Source organism: Methylocystis bryophila, from assembly GCF_027925445.1.
In the GTDB taxonomy this organism is placed as follows: Bacteria; Pseudomonadota; Alphaproteobacteria; order Rhizobiales; family Beijerinckiaceae; genus Methylocystis; species Methylocystis bryophila.
Genome location: NZ_AP027149.1, coordinates 763386 through 788050, shown reverse-complemented (window position 1 = coordinate 788050; position 24665 = coordinate 763386). Strand labels below are relative to the sequence as shown.

The following is a 24665-nucleotide window of genomic DNA, read 5'->3' as shown; positions in this document are numbered from 1 at the left end:
AGGGCGAGGGGGCGCTGGTCTGTAGAGTGAATCCGCGAGCCCTCATCCTGAGGAGCCCGCGAAGCGGGCGTCTCGAAGGATGAGTCGAAAGGAAGCGTTGCGTGTCGGGAGCGAGCATTTACATCGCGCTTTGCCGAGACAGCAGCTATTGCGCGGGAATAATGCGCCGCGAGGTGGAAGCGGGCGCGGAGCGCCCTTCGAGACGCGCCCTGCGGGCGCTCCTCAGGGCGAGGGGACTGATGAGTAGTGGGGCATTAGCCAGCCGGTTGAACTCCCCCGCCCTCATCCTGAGGAGCGTCCGCAGGACGCGTCTCGAAGGATGTGGGCGCTCAAAACCTCTTGAGGCTCTGCGTCGCGAGCCCCCTTTTCAAGGCCCTTCGGCATGAAGGCGTGGGAAGCGCAGATTCGCGCGGCGCCGCAAGGCGAAGACGCCGGACTCTACCGCTCCGCCGGCGGGATATTCCTCCTCTGCGCGCTGGCGCTCGCCTATCCCTTTCTTTCGGGCGAATACACGATCCCCTGGGACGCCAAGGCGCATTTCCAGCCGCAATTCGCTTTCCTCGCGCATGCGCTGCATCGGGGGGAATCGCCTTTTTGGACGCCCAACGTCTTCGCGGGCATGCCGCAGATCGCCGATCCGCAATCGCTAATCTTTTCGCCCTTCTTCCTCCTGGCCGCGGCGATCGTCCCCGAACCCTCTTTCTGGCTCGAGGACTTCATCATCCTCGCCATGCTCGCGATGGGCGGCCTCGCGCTGATGGCCTATTTCCGCGACCGTGGTTGGCATGCCGGCGGCGCTCTACTCGCGGCTCTGGCTTTCGCATTCGGGGGCTCGGCGAGCTGGCGCATTCAGCATACAGGCCAGATCATGAGCCTCGCCTGGCTCCCCGTGACGCTCTGGCTCTTGGCGCGCGCGCTCGACGGGCGCTCGGCGCTCTGGGGCGCGGCGGCCGGGGTCTCCGCAGCCTTCATGGTGCTGGGGCGCGATCAGATCGCCTTTCTTTCCGTGCTGCTGCTCGCGGCCTATGCCGTGTTTCGATTCGCGACCGACGCCGCAAGCTGGAAGACCGCAATCCGCCCGCTCGTCTCCGGCGCCCTCGCTGGCGGCGCGCTCATCGCGGTCCCTCTGCTCTTCACGCTGCTCCTGGCCGCGCAATCGAACCGCCCTTCGATCGATCTCGACGGCGCCTTCAAGGGCTCGCTGCCGCCCGGCTCTTTTTTCACGCTCATCTGCGCCAATCTCTTCGGCGTTGACGGGCCGCTCAAGGATTTCTGGGGACCGCCGTCGCAGGCTTTCGGCACGACCGATATTTACCTCGCGCGCAACATGGCGACGATCTATCTCGGCGCGCTGCCGCTCGTCGCTCTGGCCGCAAGTTTTGGAAAGCGTTTCCTCGCACCGGCGGAGATCAGATTCTTCGTCGCCGCACTGGCCGTCCTCGTCATCTATGCGCTCGGCCGTTACACGCCGCTTTTTGCCGCGATCTTCCACATTCCCGGCGTCGATCTGTGGCGGCGGCCAGCCGACGCGACCTTTCTTATCGGCGTCATTCTCGCGCTACTCGGCGGCTATGGGCTGAGCCTGCTGCTCAAAGGCGAGGCGCGCGCCAATCTGGGGGCGCTCGCGCTTCTCGCGACGCTGCTGCTCGCGCTTTGTGTCGGCGTCGCCGTCGACAAGGGCAGGCTTGCTCAAGTAAGCGGGCCACTCATGATCGCCGCCTTCTCATGGGCGCTCGCCATCGGCGTCGCGATCTTCGCGCCTCGGCTCGCCTCCTCGCAAGGCGTCGCGGCGCTCGCGCTGATCGGCGCCGCAACCGCGCTCGACCTCGGCGTGAGCAACAAGCCCAATGAGTCGACGGCGCTGCCGCCTTCGCAGTTCGACGTGCTGCGAGCGGGGACGAAGAACGAAACGATCGCTTTACTGAAAGAGAAGCTCAAGGGGCAGCCGCCGGACCACCGCGATCGCATCGAGCTCGCGGCGATCGACTTCCATTGGCCGAACGCGAGCCTCGTTCACGATCTCGATCACGATCTCGGCTACAATCCGATTCGCCTCAAGCTCTTCGAGGACACGACCGGCGCGATCGACCATGTTGCGCTGCCGGACCAGCGCCGATTCTCGAAACTTTATCCCCGCTATCGCTCGCCGATCTCGGATCTGCTCGGCCTTCGCTATATTGCGACGGGCGTTCCAATCGAAGAGATCGATCCGCGTCTCGAGCCGGGCGACGTCGTCGAGATCGCCCGGACGAAAGACGCTCACGTCTACGAATATTCGCGGGCGCTGCCGCGCGTGCTGCTGCCAGCCTGCGTGCAGCGCGCCAATTTCGAAGACATGATGGAGGACGGCGTCTGGCCCAACGTCGATTTTCACGAGACCGTGCTGCTCGAGAAGCCGACCATGTGCCGACACGCCGGAACAATTCATTCCGGCGAGGCGCGTATCGCATCATACGAAAACACGCGCGTTGTCGTGGACGTCGTAGCGCCTCCGGGCGGCGGCTGGCTCGTCTTGAACGACGTCTGGCACCCCTGGTGGTTCGCCTATGTCGACGGGGTCGAGACGCCGGTGCTTCGGGCCAATGTGATGTTTCGCGCCGTCGATGCGCCGGAAGGGCGCCACCGAATTGAATTTCGGTTTGAGCCCCTGCGCGGCGCCCTCAAGGGATGGCTGGGCTGAGCCGGCGGGTCTGACGGCGTTGATATCAATATCAAATTTATGCTGGCGTCACACCAGCTCGCCGAGGCGGCGACCACCACAATACGCCTTCCCCGAGGGTCATTCGGCGCCGGACATGCGAAGCGCGATCGCGCCGCGTTTCAGCGAAATCGCTCAAACGCAGCGTGATCGATTTTGGGAAGGTTAGAGCGCGCTTTGTCGCGACCTGCGCTCTCGCGGGAGCCGCTCGCGCCGGAAGAATTCGCGCCACATCCAGGCGGGAGCGAATTCTAGAGCATGTCACGGAAAAGTGCGAAGCGCTTCTCCGGTCAGGACATGCTCTCAGTTTTTGATCTGGAGCGAGTCCCTTTCGATCGCGTGATTCCACGCGATCGGGACGCGCTCTAGGCGCGAAAGTCCAGCTCTGGGAAATTCGCTCTATGCCGCGTAAAAATATTTCACTCGGACCGTAGACATTTCTTCGGCGTGACGGCCGAAAGCGCGCAGGCGTTCGACCGCGAATCTCGAATGCGCCTCGACGATCTCGCCGGGCGTCCGGGCGGCGCCGAGCTCGCTCGCAAGACGATAAAACGCTTGTGTGTTCTCCCTCCAGAACTCCAGGCTCTTGACGGACCAGGAGAAGGAGAAGGCCGACGGCTGCTCACGCAGATCCGCCTCAGCCTCGCTGGCCAGCAAGACAATCTGCGCTGCGGGCTCGACGGGCTCGGACGCAGGAGCCGGAGGAGCCGGAGGAGCGACTTCCGGCGCCGCTTCGGAGACGACGGGCGCCGCGAAGGCTGCGGGCTGCTCCTCTTCCGCGAGCGAAACCGTCGCTTCGACGGGTGAGACGCTCTCCTCGGCCGGTGGAATCGCCGCGGCCGAGGGAATCTTGGCTCCGCGCGTGCGCGTCGAGCCGACCTTCTCGTCTGGGCCCGGTCTTTGCTTCGTCATATCTAGGCTCCTTTCTGGGCTGCTTGTTTGCTCTCCACGGAGACGCGCCCGCGTCCTTGCCGGGAACGGCGACCCTAGATCATGCTGCCGTTCAGACGAAAAAACCGCCTGAACGCAGAAAACATGAGCGACGCCAAAGAACGGGGGCGCCTCCTGCGAAGGAGCGGCTTCCGTTTCTTTGCGTCGCGTTCCTGCCGGCAAGCCTTACCTCGGCGAGGCGGCCTTCTGGAAAAGAGCGCCGAGCTCCTTGGCCTGCTCCTGGAACGACTCGAACTGCGACTTCAAGAAATCCGATTGGAGCGCCAGGACTTCCTGAGCGTCCTTCGCCTGGACGAGCTTCTGCGCGAGATCGAAGCTCGCCTTGACATTGGCTTCCGCGTAGGAAAGCGCCTTGATGCTCAAATCCTTGGCCCCTTCGCTGAAGGGAACGGCCGAAGCGTCAACGGAGGAAATTGCTTTTTGCGCGGCTCCGGAGAAGCCTTCAAAGGCTTTGCGAGCCTGTTCGACGCTTTTTTCGGCAAAATCACGCATTTCGCTGGGAATCTGATAGTTCGAAGCGGACATCTTTCTCTCCACGCTTATGTAACTCTCGCAAAATCCGGCCCCGCGCCCGCGGGGGCTTCGCGAATCGTGCCAGCGCAAAACAGTATGGACCAAAAAATTGTGCAGCGCAACATAGCGCCAGAAACGCGCTGGGGGAAAGTTTTCGCGCACGCCATTGCCGAATTTACGATGAACGCCCAAATCCTTAAAATCCTGAGTCATAGCGTGGACCGCAGGGCAGAGAGCGGTTAATCTTGCGTTAATTGAAAGCAAAGGCGGGCAAGGATCGTCCGGCGCCGAAAACAGGCGGGAACAACCCAAGATGGTCGAGGAGGAGCGCCAAGCCGCCGCGGCTCTCATTGCCGCCGATCCCGCTTTCGCCGCGCTCGAGGCCTCTGGCGCCCCTATCGTCGCCTTTGTCGGCGGCCCGGTGCGGATCGTCTATCGCAATGAGGCCGCGCTCGCGGCGCTCGGCGATCACGTCGACGCAAGCGGTCTCTTGGGGGAAGAAGAAGGGGCCTCCAGGCTCGAGGCCCTTATCGAATCCGCGCGGCATAGCGCGGCGCCGCGACTGGAGCGCGCGCCGATCGAGCTTCGCGACGGACCTCGTGCGGTGACGATCCTCTGCCGCCGCCTTGAACAGGCGCCTCGCGATCCGTTGTTCGTGCTCGCGGCTCTTGGCCTGCGGTCAGAGCCGCCCGCAACAAACGTTGCGCCCAAGGGGTCAGAGCGCGCCGCCTCTCCTTCATCGACCGCCGACGACGCAAACGAAGTTCGGGCCGCTTTGGCCGCGCGCTACGGACAGAGCGCGCCGCGGTTCTTGTGGAAGACCGACGCCGAGGGCGTTTTCATCGAGACCTCGCCCATTCTTTCGGAAGTGGTCGGGGCAAAATACGCGGCGCTATGCGGACGCTCCGTCGAAGACGTCGCGCGGGCGCTCGATCTCGGTCCCGCCTTCGGGGAGGCCCTCGCTTCTCGGCGTTCCTGGAGCGGAATCAGGGTCGACTGGCCGATTGAAAAACCCGACTGCAAGGCCCCGACCTTCCTCGGCGGCATGCCGATTTTCGACGAGGCGCGCAGCTTCCTCGGCTTTCAAGGCTTTGGGCTGCTGCGCCTCGATGAGGCGGAGACCCGCAATCCGCCTCCGATCGAGGAACAAGCGCCGCCGCCCGCCGCGCCAGTGGCGACAGCGCATAGAGAGCCGGCAATCGACAACGTCGTCGCTCTGCGGCCATCGGGCGCCCCGCATCGGGAGACATCCGATCGGCTGAGCGCCTCCGAGCGCGACGCCTTTGAGGAGATCGGGAGAGCCTTGGGCGATGCGCCGCCCACGCCTGCGCTCGGGTCGGCCCGCGGGCTGATCGACCAGGTGGCCAAGGCGTTAGGACAGAGCCGCGCGCCAGCGGTCGATAGAGAGGAAAGCCTCCGCCACGAAGCGAAGCTGCTCGGCCTCCTGCCTTTCGGCGTCATCGTCGCGAGAGGATCGGAACCGCTCTACGCCAATCGCGCCCTGCTCGACGAGCTCGGCTACGCCGATCTGGCGGCTTTGGCGGCGGACGGCGGTCTCGCGCGCATTTTCACGGGGCGCCCGCCGCTTGGCGGACAGGTGACGGAAGTCGAGCTGAGAGCGCAGGACAACGCGCCGATCGACGTCGAAGCGCATTTGCAGACGATCGATTGGGAGGGCGCGCCGGCGACGCTGATCAGTCTGCGTCGCCAGAGCTCGCGGAAAGCCTCCGAAGACGCGCGGCTGCGCGCGAAAGACGCCGAGATCGCCGGGCTCGGGGCCCGGCTGGCTCTGCTCGACGCGAGCTTTGAGCAAAGTCCGGCGCCGGCGGCGTTGATCGCCAACGACGGGCGCGTCGAGAGGGCCAATAGCGCCTTCGCAAAGCTCTTCGGCAAGACGCCGGACGAAATATGCGCTCAGGAGCTGGCGCCCCTGGTCGGCGAGGACGAATGCCATCGAACGCGGGCGCGACTTCTCGGTCTTTCGCTCGGCGAGGCCTTCGAGAGCGCCGCTTGCGTCGATCTCATTCGGCTGCGCGATCCGACGGGGACGCTCTGGCGCCTCACCGCGCGCCGGCTCGGCGCGAGGCATATATTCTGCGCCGCCACGAGCGAGGCGCCGCGGGAGCTCATGAGCGAGGCGCAGGAGGCAAGAGCCGAAGCCGAACGCGCGAGCGCGGCGAAGACCGCGTTTCTCGCGCGAATCTCGCATGAGATCCGCACCCCCATCAGCGCGATCATGGGCTTCGCCGAGGTGATGATGGAGGAGCGTCTCGGTCCGCTCGGCTCCGAGCGCTACAAAGAATATTTGAAGGACGTGCACAGCTCCGGCGCGCATGTGCTGAGCCTCGTCAACGACCTTTTGGATCTCTCCAAGATCGAGGCGGGCAAGATGCAGCTGGCCGTCGAACGGCTCGACGCGAACGCCGTGATCGAGGAATGCGTCTCGATCATGCAAAACGAGGCCAATCGGGAGCGCGTCATCATGCGGCTGTCGCTCGCGCCGCGGCTGCCGCGCATCGTCGCCGACGAGCGCTCCTTGCGCCAAATCCTGCTCAACCTGCTTTCCAACGCGATCAAATTCAACGAGCCGGGCGGCCAAGTGATCGTCTCCAGCGCGTCGGCGGACGACGGCCATGTTCTTCTGCGCGTGAAGGACACGGGCATCGGCATGTCGAACGACGAGATCGCGCTCGCGCTCGAGCCCTTTCGTCAAGTGCCGAGCACACGCCCCTCGCATGGCACGGGGCTCGGCCTTCCGGTGACGAAGGCGCTGATCGAAGCCAATCGCGCGAGCTTCCTCATCCAAAGCCGCAAGAACGAAGGCACGTTGATCGAGATCGCCTTCCCTGCGGCGGCGGCCGCCGCCGCCGCGGAATGAACTCCCAAGCTGCATTCCAATTGCGCGCCGGCCCGAGGCTTCGGCGAGAGTTCCCAGCTTAGAACATGACGCGTCCCGTCAGAGAAAGCTGCCAACCTCTGCCGAGTTGCGGCCCGTTCACCTCCTGATACAGCGGGCCGCCTGCTTCGACGCCGAGGACCGTGTGTCCGAAACCCCACGGGTGGCCGGCGATCTCGAGGCCCCCGAACATGTCGAGATGTTTGCCGCCATAGTAGAGCGGGTTGGCCGGCGGCGAGAGGCCCGTGATCAGCGCGTCGGCGCCATGAACATGGTCTTGCGTGCTCGCGGCGATGCGCGCGGTGGCGGTCACCCCTTTGAAGAAGCTGTAGCCGCCCCAGGCCGTGAGCTCGTTCGCCGCGCCGAATTGATAGCCCTCGCTGTTGTAGTCGAGCGGGAACCGCCCGCGATACAGAGCACCCCAGGACCAAGCGCCGAAAATTCCGGAATAAGCGACGGTCGGCACCAGATCGACGGTTCCCGTGCCAATCTGCATGGCGTAGGGGGCGCGCATCGTCATATAGGCGCCCATCGGACTGAGCATCTGGACCGTTCGATCCTGCGTGCCGATGGGCAGCGCAAGCATGAGATTGAACTGAAGATGATTGATCGTGTCCTGATAAATTCTGTAGGCCCCGCCGATCATGGCGTCATTGAAGCCATAGGTGGTTCCGGAGCTTTGACCGAGAACGGCCACGCCCGACATGCCGGCAAAGGTCGTCATCGTCATGGATTTTTCGGCATAGCTCGCCATGAACATCAGGTTCAGCTTGTCCGTCAATCCGTACATCGTATTGAGCATGTACATCTGCATGTCCATGCTCGATGGAATGATACGCAGCATGACTGGCTTGATCATGGTCTTCGGCGGCATCATGCCCCCCATGCTCATCGTCATCTTCATCCATTGTCCGGAAAAGACGGAGGAGGCGATCTGCGCGGGAGAGACCTGCGAGGAGCCGATGTAATTGCCGCTCATGTGCATGAAGCTCGGCGTGAAATTCGCCATGCCTTCACCGGCGGGAACCATATACGCGCCGGTGACGCCGGCCGGAATATGAGCGCCCGGCATCCCGGGTCCGCCATGGTCGGAGCCGAGGCTCATGTCGGTCGTCACGCTCATGTCGGCATGCCCGGAATCGGCGCCCGACGCCGATGAATCCACGGCCTGCGCGGCTGACGCCGACGCGAGGAGAGCCGCCGCGCCGAGATTTGCGAGGAAGCCGCGCCGCCAACACGAATAGAGTCGTGACCGAGGGATTGCGCGCGAAGAGGCCCGCATCTTTAGCTCCTATAACTGGCTGGCTGCGCGAGAGGCGCATCATTATGCAATCACAATACATATCGATTCGGCAATAGCTCAGCTGGCGCTCAGAGCGATTTTCAATCCATGTTGCGAAAATACAACAATGCCTAGATCATGATCAGCATGTCCGAAATATAGACTGATGTATTCAGGCCTCGCGACGCGAATCACGAGGACAGGGCGTCTCTAAAGCGGAAGCCGCTTTGTCGCCTTCTTGAGCCAGCTCCGCGTCTCGCTGTCTGCGAGCGGCGAGAGCGTGTTTCTCACGCGCGCGTGATAGGCGTTGAGCCAGTCGACTTCCTCGGGCGCGAGCAGCGCGGGCTCGACGAGGTTGAGATCAAAGGGCGCGAGCGTGATCGTCTCGAAGCCGAGCATGTCGCGCTCGGCGCCCTTAATCTCGCGCGCCTCGACGATGATGAGATTCTCAAGGCGGATCCCATATTCGCCTGCGCGATAATAGCCGGGTTCGTTGGAGAGGATCATGCCGGGCTCGAGCGGCGTGTGCCCCATTCGGGCGATGCGCTGCGGCCCCTCATGCACGCTGAGATAGGCGCCGACGCCGTGGCCCACACCGTGATCGAAATCGAGCCCCGCCTCCCAGAGCGGTCGTCGCGCCATCGCATCGAGCTGCGCGCCCGTCACGCCTTTGGGAAAGACCGCTCTCGCGATCGCGATATGACCTTTCAACACGCGGGTGAAATGCTCGCGCAACGGGCGCGCCGCATAGCCGACCGCCACCGTGCGCGTCACATCGGTCGTGCCATCCAGATATTGGCCACCTGAATCGACGAGATAAACGCCGTGCTGGATCTTGAGATTGCTGCGCTCGGTGACGCGGTAGTGCGGGATCGCCGCATGCGGGCCAAAGGCCGAGATGGTCGGAAAGGAGATGTCGCGCAACAGCCCGCTCTCGCGGCGAAAGGTTTCGAGCGCCTGCGCCGCGCCGATTTCCGTGAGCTCGCCTTCGAGGGCCTCCTTCTCGAACCAGGCGAGAAACCGTGTCAGCGCTAACCCGTCGCGCACATGCGCGATCCTCATCCCCGCGAGCTCGCGCACGTTTTTGATCGCTTTCGGCAGGGCCGCCGGGTCCTCGACGAGACGCGGTTTGCCGCCGGCTTCGCGCAAGGCCTCGACGAGAAGCACCGGCGCCGTCGCCTGATCGAAGAGCACGATCTTTTTCTTCTCTCCGAGCGCCTCCAGGTCACGCCGTAGATTGTGCGCCGGGGCGATCTCCAGAACTTTCTCCAAAGTCTCGCGGGCTTCGCCCCTGATCTTGCGGCCGTCGAGATAAAGCGTCGGCGCGCCGCGCGCGGGGATCAGCGCGAAGGCGAGCGCGATCGGCGTGTGCGCCACGTCCGAGCCGCGAATGTTGAAAGTCCAGGCGATCGAATGCGGGTCGGAGAGCAGCAGCGCATTGGCGCCGTCGAAACCGCGCCTCAGCTCCGCGAGCTTTTCGGCGACGCCCTTTCCGGCCAGCCGGGCCGGATGCAGCCGCACAGCCCCGAGCGGCGGCGCCGGTCGGTCCTTCCAGATCTCATCCACGGGATTGGGCTGGACCGGAACGAGCTCGGCTCGCTTGACCCCGAGCGCCTTGGCGAAAGCGTCGATCTGACGATTGGTGTGGACGAAAGGGTCGTAACCAATGCGCGCGCCTTTTTGGACGCGCTCGGCGAGCCAGCGCGTGGGCGGCGTCGCCGCCAGCTCTTGCGGGCTGAAGAGCTTGGCGTCGATCTCCTCTTTGACCTGCAAGACATAGCGGCCGTCGACGAAGATCGCCGCTTCCTTCTTCAGCACGATCGCAAGGCCGGCCGAGCCCGAAAAGCCGGTCAGCCAGGCGAGGCGCTCGCTGCAGGGCGCGACATATTCATTTTGATGCTCGTCGGCGCGCGGCACGATGAAGCCGTCGAGGCCGAGCTCGGCGAGCCGCGCGCGCAGCGCTTTGAGTCTGACCCCGGCTTCCCCGCCGTGCTCGGCGTCGGCAAAGCTTTGGAATTTCGCTTCGAACATGCCGGCAAGCTAGTCCCGGACCGAAGGAGTGGCAAGGGCCGCGCGCGCGACGGGACAAAGCGGCTCCGCGAGGGACGGAGCGCGCAAGCCTCGCGCCTCTTGCGCGGCTGCGCTTGCGGCGCCATGTGTGCGGCAACCCTGGGGAGACCCTTTGATGCTCGCGATGCTCGACGCCGCTTTCGACGCGCTACGCCAGATCCCGACGCCGCCCTTTCGCTCGGTTCTCCTCAAGAGCCTCGGCCTCACCCTCCTCCTGCTCGCGCTGGCCTGGGCCGGGCTCGATCGCCTCGCCCTTTCGGTGGTGGCGGTCCAGCATCCGTTGCTGCACAGTATCCTCGCCTTCGCGACGGGCTTCGGCATCGTCTTCGCGCTCGCCTTCCTGATCGGCCCGGTGTCGATCTTCGTCGCGGGATTTTTCATCGACGATCTCGCCAGCGTGGTCGAACGCGAGATTTATCCCGCCGGCCGCCAAGGAACGCCGGCGCATCATGTCGAGGCGCTGCGCTCGGCGATTCGCTTCTCCTTCGTCTCGCTCGGCGTCAACCTCGTCGCGCTGATGCTGCTGCTCGTGCCGGGGATCAATCTGATCGCCTTTTTCCTCGCCAACGCCTATCTGTTCGGACGAGAATATTTCATGCTCGCCGCCATGCGTTTTCGCGGCGGCGCCGAGGCCGAAGACATGCGCAGCCTCAATAGTTTGAAGCTCTTCATCGCGGGTCTCTTCATCGCGATCTTCGTCGCGACGCCGGGGTTGAACCTGTTGACGCCGCTCTTCGCGACGGCCTTCATGGTGCGCGTTCACAAGATGTTGTCGCCCGATCTCGCCGCGGCGTAAGAACGCCCCCTCCCTTACCCTCCCCCGCTTCGCGGGAGAGGGAGTGAGGTTGCGGGCGTCATCGAGGCTCTGCGAAGCGCTGGCCGCTTCCCTCTCCCGCGAAGCGGGGGAGGGTAAGGGAGGGGGCCTAAGACTACCCCGCCGCCTTCAGGCCCCGTTCGAGATCGGCCAAAATATCGTCGATATGCTCGATGCCGATCGAGAGACGCACATAGCCTTCCGTCACGCCCGTTCTGAGCTGCACTTCCGGCGCAAGCTGCGAATGCGTCGTCGTGGCGGGATGGATCGCGAGGCTGCGCGCGTCGCCGATATTGGCGACGTGGTAGAACATCTGCAGCGCGTCGATGAAACGCCGCCCCGCCTCTGACCCGCCCCTGAGCTCGAAGCCGACGAGCGCGCCATAGCCGCCTTTGAGATATTTGTCGGCGCGCGCCCGGGCTTCGCCGGTTTGCAGCGACGGATGAATGACTTTCGTCACCTCCGAGCGCTTCGCGAGGAACGCCGCGACGGCGTTCGCATTTTGCGCATGGCGCTCCATGCGCAGCGTCAGCGTCTCGATTCCCTGCAAGGTGAGAAAGGCGTTGAAGGGCGAAGGCGCGGCGCCGAGATCGCGCAGCAGCGTCGTGCGCGCCTTGATCGCATAGGCGACGGGGCCGATGGGCTTCACGGCCTCGACCCAGACCGCGCCGTGATAGGAAGGATCGGGCGTGTTCAGCGCGGGCTGGCGCTGCGGAAATTTTTCCCAATCGAAATTGCCGCCGTCGATGATCATCCCGCCGATCGATGTTCCATGACCGCCTAGATATTTCGTCGTCGAATAGACGACGACCGCCGCGCCGTGATCGAGCGGGCGCGCGAGGATCGGCGCGGCCGTGTTGTCCATGATGAGCGGAATGCCGAGCTCGCGCCCGATGGCGGCGACCTCCGCGATGGGGAAGACGATAAGCTTGGGATTGGGCAGCGTCTCGGCGTAATAGGCGCGGGTTCTCTCATCCGTCGCGCGCCGAAAATTCTCCGGGTCCGACGGATCGACGAAGCGAACCTCGAGGCCCTGGTCCTTGAGCGTGTTGGCGAAGAGATTCCAGGTGCCGCCGTAAAGATCGGTGGAGGAGACGACATTGTCGCCGACTTTTGCGAGATTTTGCACGGCGAAGGCCGAAGCCGCCTGACCGGAGGAGAGCGCCAGCGCCGCCGCGCCGCCTTCGATCGCCGCAAGCCGCGCCTCGAGCACGCTCGTCGTCGGATTGCCGATGCGCGTATAGATATGGCCGAGCTCTTTCAGCGCGAAGAGATTGGCGGCGTGCTCCGTATCCCGGAACTGATAGCTCGTCGTCTGATAGATCGGCACGGCCACGGCGCCGTTCGTCGCATCGGCGCGCCAGCCAGCGTGAAGCTGCAAAGTCTCGGGATGTTTTGACTCGATGGCCATGGGTTTGGTTCTCGCGAAGGAAAATCGGGCGGAGCTTAGCCCTAGCGCGTTTCCCGCTCGAACGGAATCGTTCGAGCGATAAGGAATCGCGCCAAATCAAAAGTTTGGAGCATGTCCTGACCGGAAAACCGCTTCGCACTTTTCCGGGACATGCTCTAGGCGCGGAGCGGATAAAGGTGATGAAGCGACAATTGATTCATTTCATCTGCGGCTCGACGGGGGCCGGAAAGACGACCTACGCAATCAAGCTTTGCGCCGAGATCGGCGCGGTTCGCTTTTCCATCGACGAGTGGATGACGGCGCTTTTTTGGATGGATACGCCTCAACCTTTGGACCCGGCTTGGTCGATCGAGCGGATCGAACGCTGCTACGCGCAGATGTGGCGCGTGGCGAGCGAGGTTGCGGGCCGCGGCCTACCGGTCGTGCTGGACTGGGGCTTCGGCAGCGCGAAATTGAGGGCGCGATACGCCGCGCTCGCGGCACAGGCCTCGCTGGCCGTCAAGCTGCATGTCCTCGATATTTCCGCCGAAGAACGATGGCGCCGCGTGGGCCTGCGCAATGACGGGCGTGGGACGAGTAATCAGCTGCCTTTCGACGTGACGCGCGAGATGTTCGACTTTGTCGAAACCTTGTGGGAGCCGCCGAGCGCAGAAGAAGTTGCGGCGCTCCGCGGCGTGGTTGTCGCGTGCTGAGAAACGGGAGCTTCGAACTCGCGGACCGCATTCACTCCCCAATCTCGACGCGCGCGCCCGCGCTCGTTCCGAGGATCCCCTTCTTATACATCGTCTCCGCGACGCCCGAGGGCTGCGTGAAGCTTCCCTTCGTCTGCGCCCTCACGCGGAAGACGAAGCGGTAATTGCCCTTGGGCAAGCTGTCATAGGCGTAGAACACGCGGTCGTCGCCATAGCTCGTCCAACTCGGCGCGAGCGTCAAAGGCGCCGAGGGCTGCGCCTCGCGCGGCGCCGTTGCGAGATTGGGGTTCAGAGGCTCGAACCCCGCCGCGAGCGGCAGCGAGATCGCGACATGGGTTCGGTCCTGCGGATTGACGAGCTCCGCGACCTCCTCGATCGCTTCGCCCGCCTTGACCTTGATGACGCCGTTGGCGTCCGGCTCCGCTCTCTCCGCTGCGGCCCCGTCGCTTTTGACGCGCCAAAGCGCGCGCGTCAGCGCGAAGCCGCGCGAATCCGCCTTCGCCTTGGCGCCGGGCTCCGCCGCCTCGAAGCGCGTCTCGACGAGCGCCACGACCGGCGCATTGGCGCCGTTCGAGACCGTAAGCGGCGCGTTCTCGCCGGTCGTAAAATTCTGCGCGGGCGCATTGGCGTCGATCGTGAGTTTTTGCGGCGCGGCCTGTCCTGGCGTCAGCGTCAGAACGATGGGCGCCGAGGGCCGCCTCCAGCTTTCGGCGAGCGCGCGAATGGCCGCGGAATCGGCGTCGGTCTCCCCCCAGCCGTCGCCCTCGCCGAGCCGCAGCAGCGCGTCGCGCAACAGGCCCGAGCGCGGATCCGTCGGCGCGCCGAGCGCCGTCGCGCGCGTCATCAGGGCGAGCGCGCGCGCTTCATTCGGCAGGATGATCGGATTGCCATTGTCCTCCGCCTGCCCGCCATAGACCTTCTGCCCGCCGCGCTGCATGAATTTCACGCGGGTCCACAAGGTGTCGATGAGCGAGGCCACGATCCGCTGATCCGCGCTCGAGCCTTGCGCAGTCGCCGCCGATGCGAGCTCCGCAATGGCGCTCGCCGGCAGGAAATCCGCTTGGCGCGTGAATTCGGCGAGATAGGCGTCGTCGAGCTTGCCGCCTTCGCCGAGCGCCGCCAGCGCCGTCGCCCGCTCGCGCAGCTCCTCGCCGCGCAGAAGCCGGGGGAAGTCGGAGCGCAGCGCGTTTTTCAACGCATTGGCGAGACGCTCCGTAAGCGTCTTATCCACTGGCTCGCCGGCCTTGGCGGCTTCGCTCAAAAACGCATAGGCCCAGGCGGTCAGCGACACATTGCCCTGCGCGCGCGGCCAAAAGGCGACGAGACCGTCATTGTCGATCGCCTGATCGATCGCTTGCGCCGTGGCTTTGGTCGCCGACGATACGCGGCCCTCGAAGCCCGCGGCCGAGAGAAGCGGCGAGAAGGCCTTCAGCGCGAGCGCGGCGCGCGCCAACGAGACCCGCTGCTCAGTGCAGCCATAGGGATATTGCACGAGCGCGTTCAGTCCGGCGACGAGCTTCGCAACGGCCGGGTCGCCCGCGAAGACGATTCTGCGCGAGAAGCTCGCCGGACGGATCGGCTCGTCAATCGGCGAAAGAGTCTTCGTCTCGCCGGGGCCGATCTCGACGACCTCGAAACGCTGCGTCGGAATGCGATCGGGCTTGATCGGCAGGTCGACCTCGACCGCGTCCTTCGCATGATCGGCGTCGCGCTCGATTCTGAAGCCGAGCTTCACCGTCTCGACGCCGGCTTTCGGCTTCGGAACAGAGGCGCGCAACGCGACGCGCGCGGGCTTGCCCTGCGGCCAATCGAGCTTCTGCGTCGTCGCGCCCGCAAGCTCCAAGCCTTTGGCGACGATCGAGGCCGAGCCGCCGCCGCCCGCGCCCTCGACGACGCGCGCGACCAATCCAAGGTCGAGCGTATCGCCTGGACGCACGAAGCGCGGCAGCAGGGGTTGCGCCACGAGCTCCTGGCGGATGAGCATTTCGCCGCCCGCGAAGCCGAAGCGGTCGGCGCCGCTCACGGCCTTGGCGCGCAGCTTGAAGACGGTGAGCGTGTCGGGAAGCTTCACCTTGATCTTCACGCTGCCCTCAGGGCCGACCTTGACGCTCGGCAGATAGATCGGAACGGGCGTGAAATTCTTGCGCACCGAAATATTCGTCTCGGCGCCCCATTCGTCGAGCCCGCCGTCGCCGCCAGGGATTTCCTCGAGCGGGATGACGCCGAAGGCCATGTTCCGCGTGTCGCGCGCGGCCATCTTCGTCTCTCGCGGCACGATGAAATTCGTGAGCGGATCGAGCGGCTGCTCCTTGGCGAGAGAGAGCACCGCCTGATCGACCATCCAGAAGGTCGCTTCGCCCGCGAGCGGCTTGCCTTGGTCATCCGCAAGGGTGAGCGTCACCTCGACCTCCTGGCCGGGCCGAGCCTTCTGCGGCGCGTCGAGCTTGACGGCGACGATATTCTTGACCGGCGTCACCTCGATCCATTTGGTCGCGGCGATCGTGATGGGCTTGCCCTGATCGAAGCTCGCACTCGCATTCTCGCCGCTGTCCTTGAGGCGGCCGCGCATGATGAGGAAATGTACGGCGAGCTTGGGCGTCTGCTCTTTCTTCAAGGTGAGGGTGAAACGCCCGAAGCCGTTGGCGATGTCGAAGAACTGATAGTCGTAACGTCCGTCCGGCTGCTCGACGATCGCGAGCGCCCGCGCCTTCTGGAAAGGCGATTGCACGAGCAGCGTCGCGGTTTCGCCGGGCGCGTATTTCTCCTTGTCGGAGGTGACGGTCGCCATGGCGGAGGGCGCGCGTCTGAAGGTCACCGGCGTGTCTCCGCCGACGAAGAAATCGACGCTGACCTGCTGGCGCCGACCGATCCGGTCATAGGCCTCGAGCTGCACGAGATAGACGCCGGCGTTCTTGATCTCGAGCTCTATTTTTTGCGCCTCCTTGGCGCTCGCGACCTTGCGCTCCAGAATCGTCTCGTCCTCGATCTGCGTCACATATTTCGCGGCGCCTTGCGCGAAGTCCGAGGCCTGCAGCGTCGAGATCCAATTGCGCTTGATGAGACGCAGCGTCATCGGCAGGTTTTCGACCGCCTGGCCCTTGCCGTCGATGGCGATGAGCTCGGGCGCGATCGTTCCGGGGCGCTCCACATAGCGCGGCGTCTTCACGCCGAGCACGAAGGGCGGCACGGCGATCACATTCGCAACATTGCGGACCTCGACGCCGTCGTCGCCCGTCACCGTCGCCTCGATTGAATAACGCCGCGGCTGCGCCGTGGGCTCGATCGTCGTGTCGAAGCTCATGCGCGCCGCGCCGCCGGCGTCGGTGCGTTGATCGCGCTCGAGCACGGCGGTGGATTTGAACTTGCTCTCGCCTGAAAAGCGCTGGTCGGTCGAGAAGAGGAAGCCTTCGCGACCCGGCGGCTGAAAGACATAGGGAAATTGCGCGGCGCGCCATTTGACCGGCCGATCGGCCGCCAGGCCTCCGGCGAAATAGCGGGCGATCAGATCCACGCTGAACTCGCCGTCGAGCGGCGTCATTTGCGGCGCGTTCAGCACGACCTCGAAGGTCGGAAGACGATAGGCCTCTTTCTTGAATGTGAAGGCGCCGCAGGACGCGTCCTCGATCGGCGCGGGCGCGGCGGCGGTCTGGTCCTGTCCCTCTTCTGGCGTCTGCGCGCTATTCCCCGCGTCGGCTTTCTTCTCGGCCTCCTTCGGCTTTGCGGCGGCGGGCTCGTATTTGACGGAGTAGTCGCCCGTCGCCTGCGTCTCGGCGTCGAATTTGTGATAAAAATTTCCGAGCGCGTCGGGCTTTACGGGAATGCGCCATTCCTGTCCGCCCGGGGCGTTGATGACCAAGGCGCCAGCGGCCTTCGCGGGCGTGAGCGCGCCGCCCGAATAGCTCCGCACATAGCCCTTGATGTGCACCGGCTCCTCGGGCCGGTAGATCGGCCGTTCGCTGAAGAGATGGCAGAGGGTGCGCGGCGCCTCGACGCGCGGCAGCTGGGGATCGGTCGTCCAGGAAAGCCATGCGGCCTCGGGCTTCGTCCAGTTCTCCTTGGCGTATTCGGCGGGCGCGCTCTCGGGATCGACGACGAGCGTGTCGAGGCCCTTCTGCACGACGACGCGACGCAACTCCGCTTCGCCGCGCTTTGCGAGCGGCCAGGCGAAATAGCCGAATTCATCGGTGACGCCTTGCGCGAGCGTCACGAACTTATCGTCCTTGACGCCCTCGATGCGGATCTCGGCGCCCGAGACGGGCCGCGCCATCGCAAGCGACGTCACAACGAAGCGGACGCCTGCGGGCTCCTCGATCGCGGAGAGCGAAAGGTCGGTGACGATCACGCGCAGCCAACGCCGCGCGGCTTCGCCCGGCGCGCGCAATCCGACGAGATAGGCGCCGGGCTGCTCGCGACCCTTGATGCGCGCGAAATCTTCGGAAAGATCGAGGCCGAAGCGCGCGTCAGCGCCGGCGCGGCGCAGCGGCAGCGGGGCGAGCCGCGAGACGGCCGGCGAGCCCAGGGCCTTGATTCGATCCTTGATCGCATTGGCTTGGATGTCGGCGGGCTCCGCCCAGCGCTGAGGCTCATTGCCGGGAAGCGGCGGCGCGTCGGCGTCGAGCGTCGCGACACCCTGCGAGGGGAACGGCCAAAAATCGCGCGAGAGCGGATCGATCGGGTGGATGCGGATATCCGCGTGCTCATAGCCGCGCCCGCGCAGCGGCAGAATCTGCGGCCCGAAGCGCTCGACGAGGCCGTAGCCCGCATCCCATTGCAGCGCCGGCGTGTCGCGCGAGAAGGCGAAGCGCTGCGAGAAAGCGCGCGCGAGCGGCCGCCCTTGCGAGTCGCGCAAGGCGCCCGGAGCGAGTGAGATCTCATAGACGCGGTCGGACAGGAATTTTGCCGCGATGCGCAAGCTGTTTCCATCGGGCTCAAGCGAAAGGTCGTCCACCGGCGGCGCGATGCGCAGCGCCTCGCGCGCCTCGAGGATCGACAGCGCCTGCGGCTCGGCGGAAAAACGCAGCGTGATGCGCCGCGCGCTCGCCGCCGAAAAAGCGGAGTCGCCGTTCGCATTGCCTCCGTTTGAAGCGCAGCGCAGCGCCGCATCGAGCTTCTCGTCGTTCCAGCCGCGGCCGCAGCTCGCATCGAGCACGGCGAAGGGCGGCGAGGTCGCGGCGCGCAGCTCGAAGATTTCGTCCTCGAAGCCCGGCTCGTCGGCGAGCTTCAGGCGCAGAATCGCCACCTTGCCCTCGCCGATCGGGTTGCGCAGCCTGACCACATAGTTCTGCTGTTCGTTGCGCGCGCCGCGCTCAATCGGGGCGATGTCGAAGTCCTTTTGGGCGAGGCGCTCGCCCTCGGCGACTCCCGGCGCACGGCGGACCTCGATCGAGACGAGACGCGAGAGCGCGGCGAGATCGACCGGCGTTGCGAAGGTCAGCGCGACTTGCGTCAGCTCCGGAACAGGATCGGCGCCGGCGGCGGGAAGAGTCGAAACGGGCGTCGGCAGCAGAGAGACAAGCCGCCTCTCCGTCTCGCCGGTCCTGATCGTCACGCGCTTCAATGGCGCCCAAGCTTCGGCGGGTCGAAACTGCAGGGCGCGCGGACCGAGCCAGCGCCATTCGCCGGCCGGCTCGTCGAGGATCGTCGCGAATTTTTCATGCGCCTCGGCCGGCCCGCCGGTCTTGGGGCCGGCGTCCCCGGCAAAGAAGATCGTGATCGGGTCCCACTCGCGCAAAAAACGCTCCGGCACCACGCGAGCGCCATCGGCGCGCTGGGTGAAATCGAGGCTTTGCGCGCGCAGCGGATTGTCCGCCGCGACGGCGAAGACGGCGAGGAAAAGCGCAAGGAGGAGTTTCTTCATGTCGAGCGTCCAGCCTTTCAAACGCCTAGCGAAATCGGTTGGGGACCGCCGTGCGCCTCGAGGCGTGCGGTCCCTTCGACGTGGACCGCGCGCCACCCGGCGCGCAAATCCTGGGGGCGACAGGCGCGGAGCCAATTAGCGCGAAGCGAGCTCATCACTTTCTGCTCTTCTTCAGCCCCGCCTTGTCGAGATAATCGGCGACGACGTCCTCGGGCGGGCCGGCGGGCGGCGGCGAGAGGCCGAAGATCGCGAGCCGCACGACGGTCGTCGCGCCCGCCGCCGGCGCTCTCGCCTCGACGAAATAACGGCCTGGGGAGAGCTTCTTTTTTTGCGCGACGCCCTCGCCCAGAAGATCGCCGTCTTTCGACAGGAGCCGCATCGTCACGCGGTCGGGATCGGATCGAAGGCCGAGACCGATCTCGGCTTCGTCCTTGACGTCAAAAAAGGAGAGCGCAACGTCGCCCGGCGCGAGCGTCGCGGCGGCGTTGACGCCGTCATGCGCCTCGATCGCGGGCTTCAACGAAAGATCGAGCGCGCCGGAAAGCGGGCCGTCATGCGGCGAATAGAGGTCAAGCAGGGCGTCGCCCGCCGCGACGAAGCGGCTCAGGCGGACGCCATTGGGGAAGGCCTCGAGATCGCGGCGCCCGCCTTGACTGAAGCGCGCGATCGCCGGAGCCGCGCCGCTCGCGACGAGCAGCGCCGGCGCCTTGGCCGTGAAGAGAAAGCGCGCTGCGGGACCGGAAAGCGCGACGCGCTGCGGGAGCGCCACGGCTTTGGCCTCGGCCTCGGGCCAGGGACCCTTGCCGTCGCGCTCAATGCCCATCGCCGCAAGGCCCGGCGCGTGGTCCAGAATGGCGATCCCCGGGCCGTCGAGCGCGATACGCGCGCCCTCGCGAACTGCCCCCGCTGCGGAAACGAAGCGAATCGTCACGTTCGGCGTAACCAGCACGTCGCCTTTTTGCGGCGCGACGGGCGCGACGATCTGGCCGGCCGCGCCGAAAAAGCCTTGGAGGACATGCGGGCCGTCGAGCGTTTGGCGCGCGCCCGGCGCGGCCTGCAGCGAGAGGGGCGCGGGCGCGTCGGTGAGATTGACGAGCCAGAGTTTCGAGGACTTTCCGACCCCGTGATGCGTCGCGGCGAGCGCCGTCCCGCCGCCGTAAAGCGCCAGTCGCGCGGGATCGTCCGGCGCGGAGAAGACCGCGACTCCGGCAGGAATCTCCAGCGCCAGCGGCGCCTCGCCGATCGTGAGCGCGACGGGCTTGGCGCTCATGGGCGCGAGGGTCGTCCGAAAAGCCCCCTCGGCGCGCGCCAGCGCATCGAGTGTCACATCGAGGGCGCGAAGGCTGAGGCGCAGAGGCCCGGCGCCGCCGGCGTTCCAGAGCCGCAGCGGCGCGTCGCCGGCAGGCGCCAGCGTCGCGTCCGACGCCACCGCCATGCCGCGGCCGGCGTCGAGACCCACGCGTCCGTCAAGGCTCTTCGCGTAGAACAGCCGGACCTTGCCGCTCGGCGGTGAACCGCTAGGCGCGAAAGCGGTCTCCCCGGCGCCGAGATCGAGAGCGATTTCCTCGCCGCGCCAATCGAGCGGCGCCACCGAGAGCTTCCCCTGGCAGTCGCCCCCGCCAGAGGCGAGCCAGAGGCTTTGAGTTTGTGACGCCAGCGCTCCGGCCTTGACGGGATGGAGCAACTGGCCGGGCGAGGAGCCGGCGAGAAGCTCGAAGGGCCAATCCCCGATCTCGACGATCGAGGGCCCGCCCAGATTCGCAAGGCCGACGCAGGGCTGTACGGGCGCATCCGCGACGGGCTTCAGCGCGATCTCGCCCGGCCGTTGGCCGGTGCGATCGACGTCGCGATAGGCGAGCTCGATCGGCGCGCCGGCGTCGCCGACCGTCCAGGCGACGACGCGCCAGGCGGAGCCGTCCGTCGGCGCGAGCCAGGCCGCGAAGGGCGACAGGCCCCGCCTCGCGCCGACTGCCCGCCACACGCCCGCCTCGTCCCGCCGCTCGATCGAGAGCGCGACCTCATCCGGTGATTTCGCGACGACCATGGCCAGCATGCCCGGCTCCGCGGCAGGCAGAGCGAGCACATGCGCAAACTTGCCGGCGAAGGTCCTGGAATTGATCTTCGCCAGCGCGCCCTCGTCGCGCTCCTCGGGGAATGCGAGGCGCATTTCTATCCCCGAAGGCCGCGCCGGCGGAGCCGCGTCCTTCTGATCCTGGCCTTCCTCGCCCCCGACGCTCTGCGGGCTTTCGCTCAGCTCCTCGTCCGGCGTCTCGCGAGGCGCCGCGACGCCGAAACCATGCAGCGACAGACGATAGGCGCCCGCGGGCAGGCGGCGCGCCAAGGCCATGTTCCAATCGTTCGTGCGGCCAGAAAGCTGCTCGACGACCTCGCCTTTCTCGTTCTTCAGAACGCCGTGAAACGCCTTGTCGCCGAAGCTCGTCAAATCAACGAGGGATTCTTTCGCGAGAGCGAAAGTCAGCTTGGCGGGGAGCTCGACGACGCGCGGCGCCTCCGGCTGCAGCTCCTTCGACGAAAGCGAAATTTCATAGTCGAGCCGGTCGTCGCTCGAGAGCGCCCGCGTCTCGACTCGATAGTCGCCAGCCGGCAGGCGCTGCTCGAGGTTGCGGCCTCCGGCGACCTTGCCGACCACCTCATTTTCACCGCGGATGACGTCGCCGATCATTCCTTCGGACAGCGACAGCGTGATCTGCGCGTCGCCTTTGAGCGAAAACCGCCAGACGTCCGGGTCGCGCTTGGCGCCGCGCGCCGCCGGCTCGCGCCATTGCAACTTTTGCGGAGCGTCGAAGGGCAAGGGATGCGGACCGTGGCCGGAAAGCAGCTTCTCCGGCTCGACGCGCGCGAGGCGGAAGGCGAGACGCGCCTCGACGGCCTCTGGCAGCGCGACGAGACGATAGCCCCCCTTCTCGAAGGCGCGATCGAGCCGCGTGATCGAGCCGGGCTTCGCGAGCGGCCAGCCGTCTTTGTCCTCGAGGCGCGCGCGCCACGCTCTCCCGAGACCATAGAGATCGAGCCGGTAAGGCCCGGCTGTCGCGATGTCGAAAGGAATCGCCGCGCCCTTGCCAGGATCGAGGGTCGCGCGCGCTGAGCCCTCGCCCGCGAGCGTCGCCGTCTCGACGCGGGCGACGGGAGTGACCGCAAGCCCGACGCGACCCGCCGACTCCTTCGCGGTCACCAGGGCACGATAAGGGCCGGCGCGCAGATAGGTCACGACGAGGCCGTTGTGGCCCGGCCCATCGTCCTCGCCCTCGCCGAGATGGGTCGAGACGTTCGAGGCGACCGCGACGTGGGTCTTCAGCCGGCCGAGCGTCTCGACCCGGTAGAGACCGCCTTCGGGCGCCTCGAAGCGAATTTCCCGCGTTTCGTCCCGACCGAGGTCGAAATAGACCGGCCGACCCGGGCTTGCCGCGAGCGGAGCATGCCCCGGCTTCGCGCCCTTCGCTGTCTTCTTCTCCGGCTTTTCTTCCTTCGCCTCTCCGCCCTCCGGTGCGGCTTGCGCCGTCGCGGGATTGGCGACGAAAGACAGCCCGAGGGCGCGCTCCTCTCCGCTCGGATCGATCGTCAGACGCTGCAACGCAATCCCGTCGTGGACGGTCTTGGGGCCGAGCTTGAAAAGGATTTCGGCGCCGCGCGCATTATGGGCGACGATCCGGCCGTCCTTGGGTTCGAGCACCGGGATCGAGATCGTCTCGCCCGCGCCCTGCCAAAGAGCGAGCGGTCCCCTGGAGAGATCCGAGGGGAGAGCGACGACGCGCGGGCCGACGATGAGCTCGGGCGCGACATTGCCGAGAATGAGATAAGCGCCGTCTCTCTCGAGCTTCTGCTCGCCGAAGGAAATGCCGAGGCGCGCCGGTGTCGGGGCGGGCTCGGGGGCCGCCACTCCCGGCGCGCCGAGCGTGACGTCGACCACGCCGCCCGCGCCTTGGGCCGGGTCGAGGGAGAGAAGGTAGAAGCCCTTTGCGAGGTCGTAGCGTCCGGGGCGCTTGCCGTCGGCGCGCGGAGCCAGTCCGTCGGAGAGCGCCGGCTCGATCGTGGGGCGCAGGCTCACGCCCTTCGCCTCAACCGCAAGGGGACCGGCCTCGGCCATCTCGAAAAGAAGGCCCGTGGGCCCACGCAGATTGAATCGGCCGCGCCAGGGCCGGCGAGGGCTGACGCGCGGCGCGTCGGAGGCGAGCACGCGGGTTTTGCCGTCTCTTTCGATGCGCGCGAAAATCGCCGTCGCGGGGACTTCATCCGCGCCTTGGCCTGCGACGTCGAGCCCGATGAGATACGGGCCCGCAGCCTCTATCGAAAAGCGCGCGTCGCTGTGCAACGCGTGCAGTCTGTAGGCTTGCCCTTCCACGCCCGAGACTTCGAGAGTCGCGGGCTCGGTCTCTTCATGCTCGTCGCGCAGCGTCGCGAAGGCGTCGCGGCTTTTCTTTGCAATCTCCGCGAAGCCTCGGCGTTGGCCGCCACGCCATTCGTCGAGGCGTAGCGGCGCCGGCTGCGGCGCCTCCAATCGAAAAGCGTTGCTGTTCGGCTGGGCGACGAAGCGCGCCGAGCCAAAAGGACCGAGCGTTCCTTCGGCGACGCCCGCGTCGAGCGGCGTCGGCGACGCCAGCCGGATCATGAAGGGCTGCGCCTTGCCGCCCTCGCTCCAGACGATCGGCTCCCCGCCATAGGCGGTGACGGTGTAGCGGCCCTGGGCGACGGGGCCTTCGAGACGGATGCGGGTCATCGGGCGCCCGGGCTTGGGCTCGGCGCCCCGCTTCTCGAAGGCAAGATCGAGGAGCTCGCCATTCTCGCGCCAAAGCCGAAGATCGGCGAGGCTGCGGCCGATGGCTTCGACGTAGATCCGCCCCTCGGGGCCGACCTCGATCGCATAAGAGCGTTGCTGCAGATCAGTGAGCTCGGCGCTTTGGATAGTCTCTGGAGCGAGCGGGAGCCGCCGCTCATTGAGCTCCTGGAAGGGCTCGGCGGAAAGCCGGGCCGCGCCGGACGCGCCCTTCGCGCCGGAAACGCGCAGCTTATAAACGCCCTGGTCGAGAATGGCGTCGATGCGCCCGTCGCGGCCGCCCGGAGCGCCGGCGGCGTCCAAAGGGCCTTCGATCATGTCGACGAGCTCTATACGCGCGCCGGAGGGGCTCCGGACACGAATCGCGTAGCGCCCCGCGGCAGGAACAGAAAGCATTGCGGCGCCGTCGTGGTCGGCGGGCAGTTCCGACGGGGAGAGCCGGGCCGAAGCCGCGCTTCCGCCCTTCTCCGCCAAGGCTTGCGCCGTGGGAGCGACCAGGAGGATCAGCACTCCCAGCGCGCTCGCGTGGATCGAAGCGCGGAAGGCGAAAACGAGCTGCCGCATAAGACTCCCGAAGGGCCGAGGCCGAGGCGGCCAGTTTCGAGGCGCTAGCTTAGAGCGAATCCGCCAAAATTTCACAGATATTTGCGAATAGGGATTCGCTAGTCTCCTCTGATCCACAGGGAGAT

At 66.0% G+C, this 24665-nt stretch carries 11 protein-coding genes; 4 read left to right on the top strand and 7 right to left on the bottom strand.

The genetic code is table 11. From position 1 onward, the window contains the following. Positions 1-382: 382 nt before the first annotated feature. Positions 383-2680, top strand: coding sequence for a glycosyltransferase family protein (locus tag QMG80_RS03660; protein WP_085771576.1), 2298 nt, complete (start codon positions 383-385; stop codon positions 2678-2680). A gap of 417 nt (positions 2681-3097) precedes the next feature. Here QMG80_RS03660 and QMG80_RS03655 read toward each other — a convergent pair whose 3' ends face one another. Next, positions 3098-3610 (bottom strand): hypothetical protein, encoded by a 513-nt coding sequence (locus QMG80_RS03655; RefSeq protein WP_085771575.1) that lies wholly within the window; start codon positions 3608-3610, stop codon positions 3098-3100. A gap of 204 nt (positions 3611-3814) precedes the next feature. Next, positions 3815-4174, bottom strand: a complete 360-nt coding sequence (locus QMG80_RS03650) for a phasin (protein WP_085773655.1) — start codon at positions 4172-4174, stop codon at positions 3815-3817. Positions 4175-4475: 301 nt separating this feature from the next. Between QMG80_RS03650 and QMG80_RS03645 the strand changes: the two genes are divergently transcribed. Then, positions 4476-7040, top strand: a complete 2565-nt coding sequence (locus QMG80_RS03645; protein WP_085771574.1) for a PAS domain-containing sensor histidine kinase — start codon at positions 4476-4478, stop codon at positions 7038-7040. Positions 7041-7098: 58 nt separating this feature from the next. Here the strand turns inward: QMG80_RS03645 and QMG80_RS03640 are convergent, their stop codons facing one another. Both QMG80_RS03640 and QMG80_RS03635 read right to left on the bottom strand, forming a co-directional pair. Then, complete coding sequence (locus QMG80_RS03640; protein ID WP_085771573.1) at positions 7099-8340, bottom strand: hypothetical protein; 1242 nt, start codon at positions 8338-8340, stop codon at positions 7099-7101. 210 nt (positions 8341-8550) lie between these two features. Further along, positions 8551-10371: an aminopeptidase P family protein gene (locus QMG80_RS03635; RefSeq protein WP_085771572.1), complete on the bottom strand. Its 1821-nt coding sequence runs from the start codon at positions 10369-10371 to the stop codon at positions 8551-8553. Positions 10372-10525: 154 nt separating this feature from the next. On the opposite strand from QMG80_RS03635, the gene QMG80_RS03630 reads away from it, so the two are divergent. Beyond that, the gene (locus tag QMG80_RS03630; RefSeq protein WP_102938086.1) at positions 10526-11206 is read left to right on the top strand and encodes a sulfate transporter family protein; all 681 of its coding nucleotides are present in this window, start codon (positions 10526-10528) and stop codon (positions 11204-11206) included. 133 nt (positions 11207-11339) lie between these two features. On the opposite strand, the gene QMG80_RS03625 is transcribed toward QMG80_RS03630, so the two are convergent. Further along, positions 11340-12635 (bottom strand): O-acetylhomoserine aminocarboxypropyltransferase/cysteine synthase family protein, encoded by a 1296-nt coding sequence (locus tag QMG80_RS03625; RefSeq protein ID WP_085771571.1) that lies wholly within the window; start codon positions 12633-12635, stop codon positions 11340-11342. 179 nt (positions 12636-12814) lie between these two features. Here QMG80_RS03625 and QMG80_RS03620 point away from each other — a divergent pair, with 179 nt between their 5' ends. Further along, positions 12815-13327 carry a P-loop nucleotide/nucleoside kinase family protein gene (locus QMG80_RS03620; RefSeq protein WP_085771570.1) on the top strand — a complete coding sequence of 171 codons (513 nt, stop codon included), beginning with the start codon at positions 12815-12817 and terminating at the stop codon, positions 13325-13327. Between the two features lie 31 nt (positions 13328-13358). On the opposite strand, the gene QMG80_RS03615 is transcribed toward QMG80_RS03620, so the two are convergent. Then, positions 13359-19184, bottom strand: a complete 5826-nt coding sequence (locus QMG80_RS03615; RefSeq protein ID WP_085773653.1) for an alpha-2-macroglobulin family protein — start codon at positions 19182-19184, stop codon at positions 13359-13361. Positions 19185-19338: 154 nt separating this feature from the next. Next, the gene (locus QMG80_RS03610) at positions 19339-24540 is read right to left on the bottom strand and encodes a hypothetical protein (protein ID WP_102938085.1); all 5202 of its coding nucleotides are present in this window, start codon (positions 24538-24540) and stop codon (positions 19339-19341) included. Positions 24541-24665: the final 125 nt, after the last annotated feature.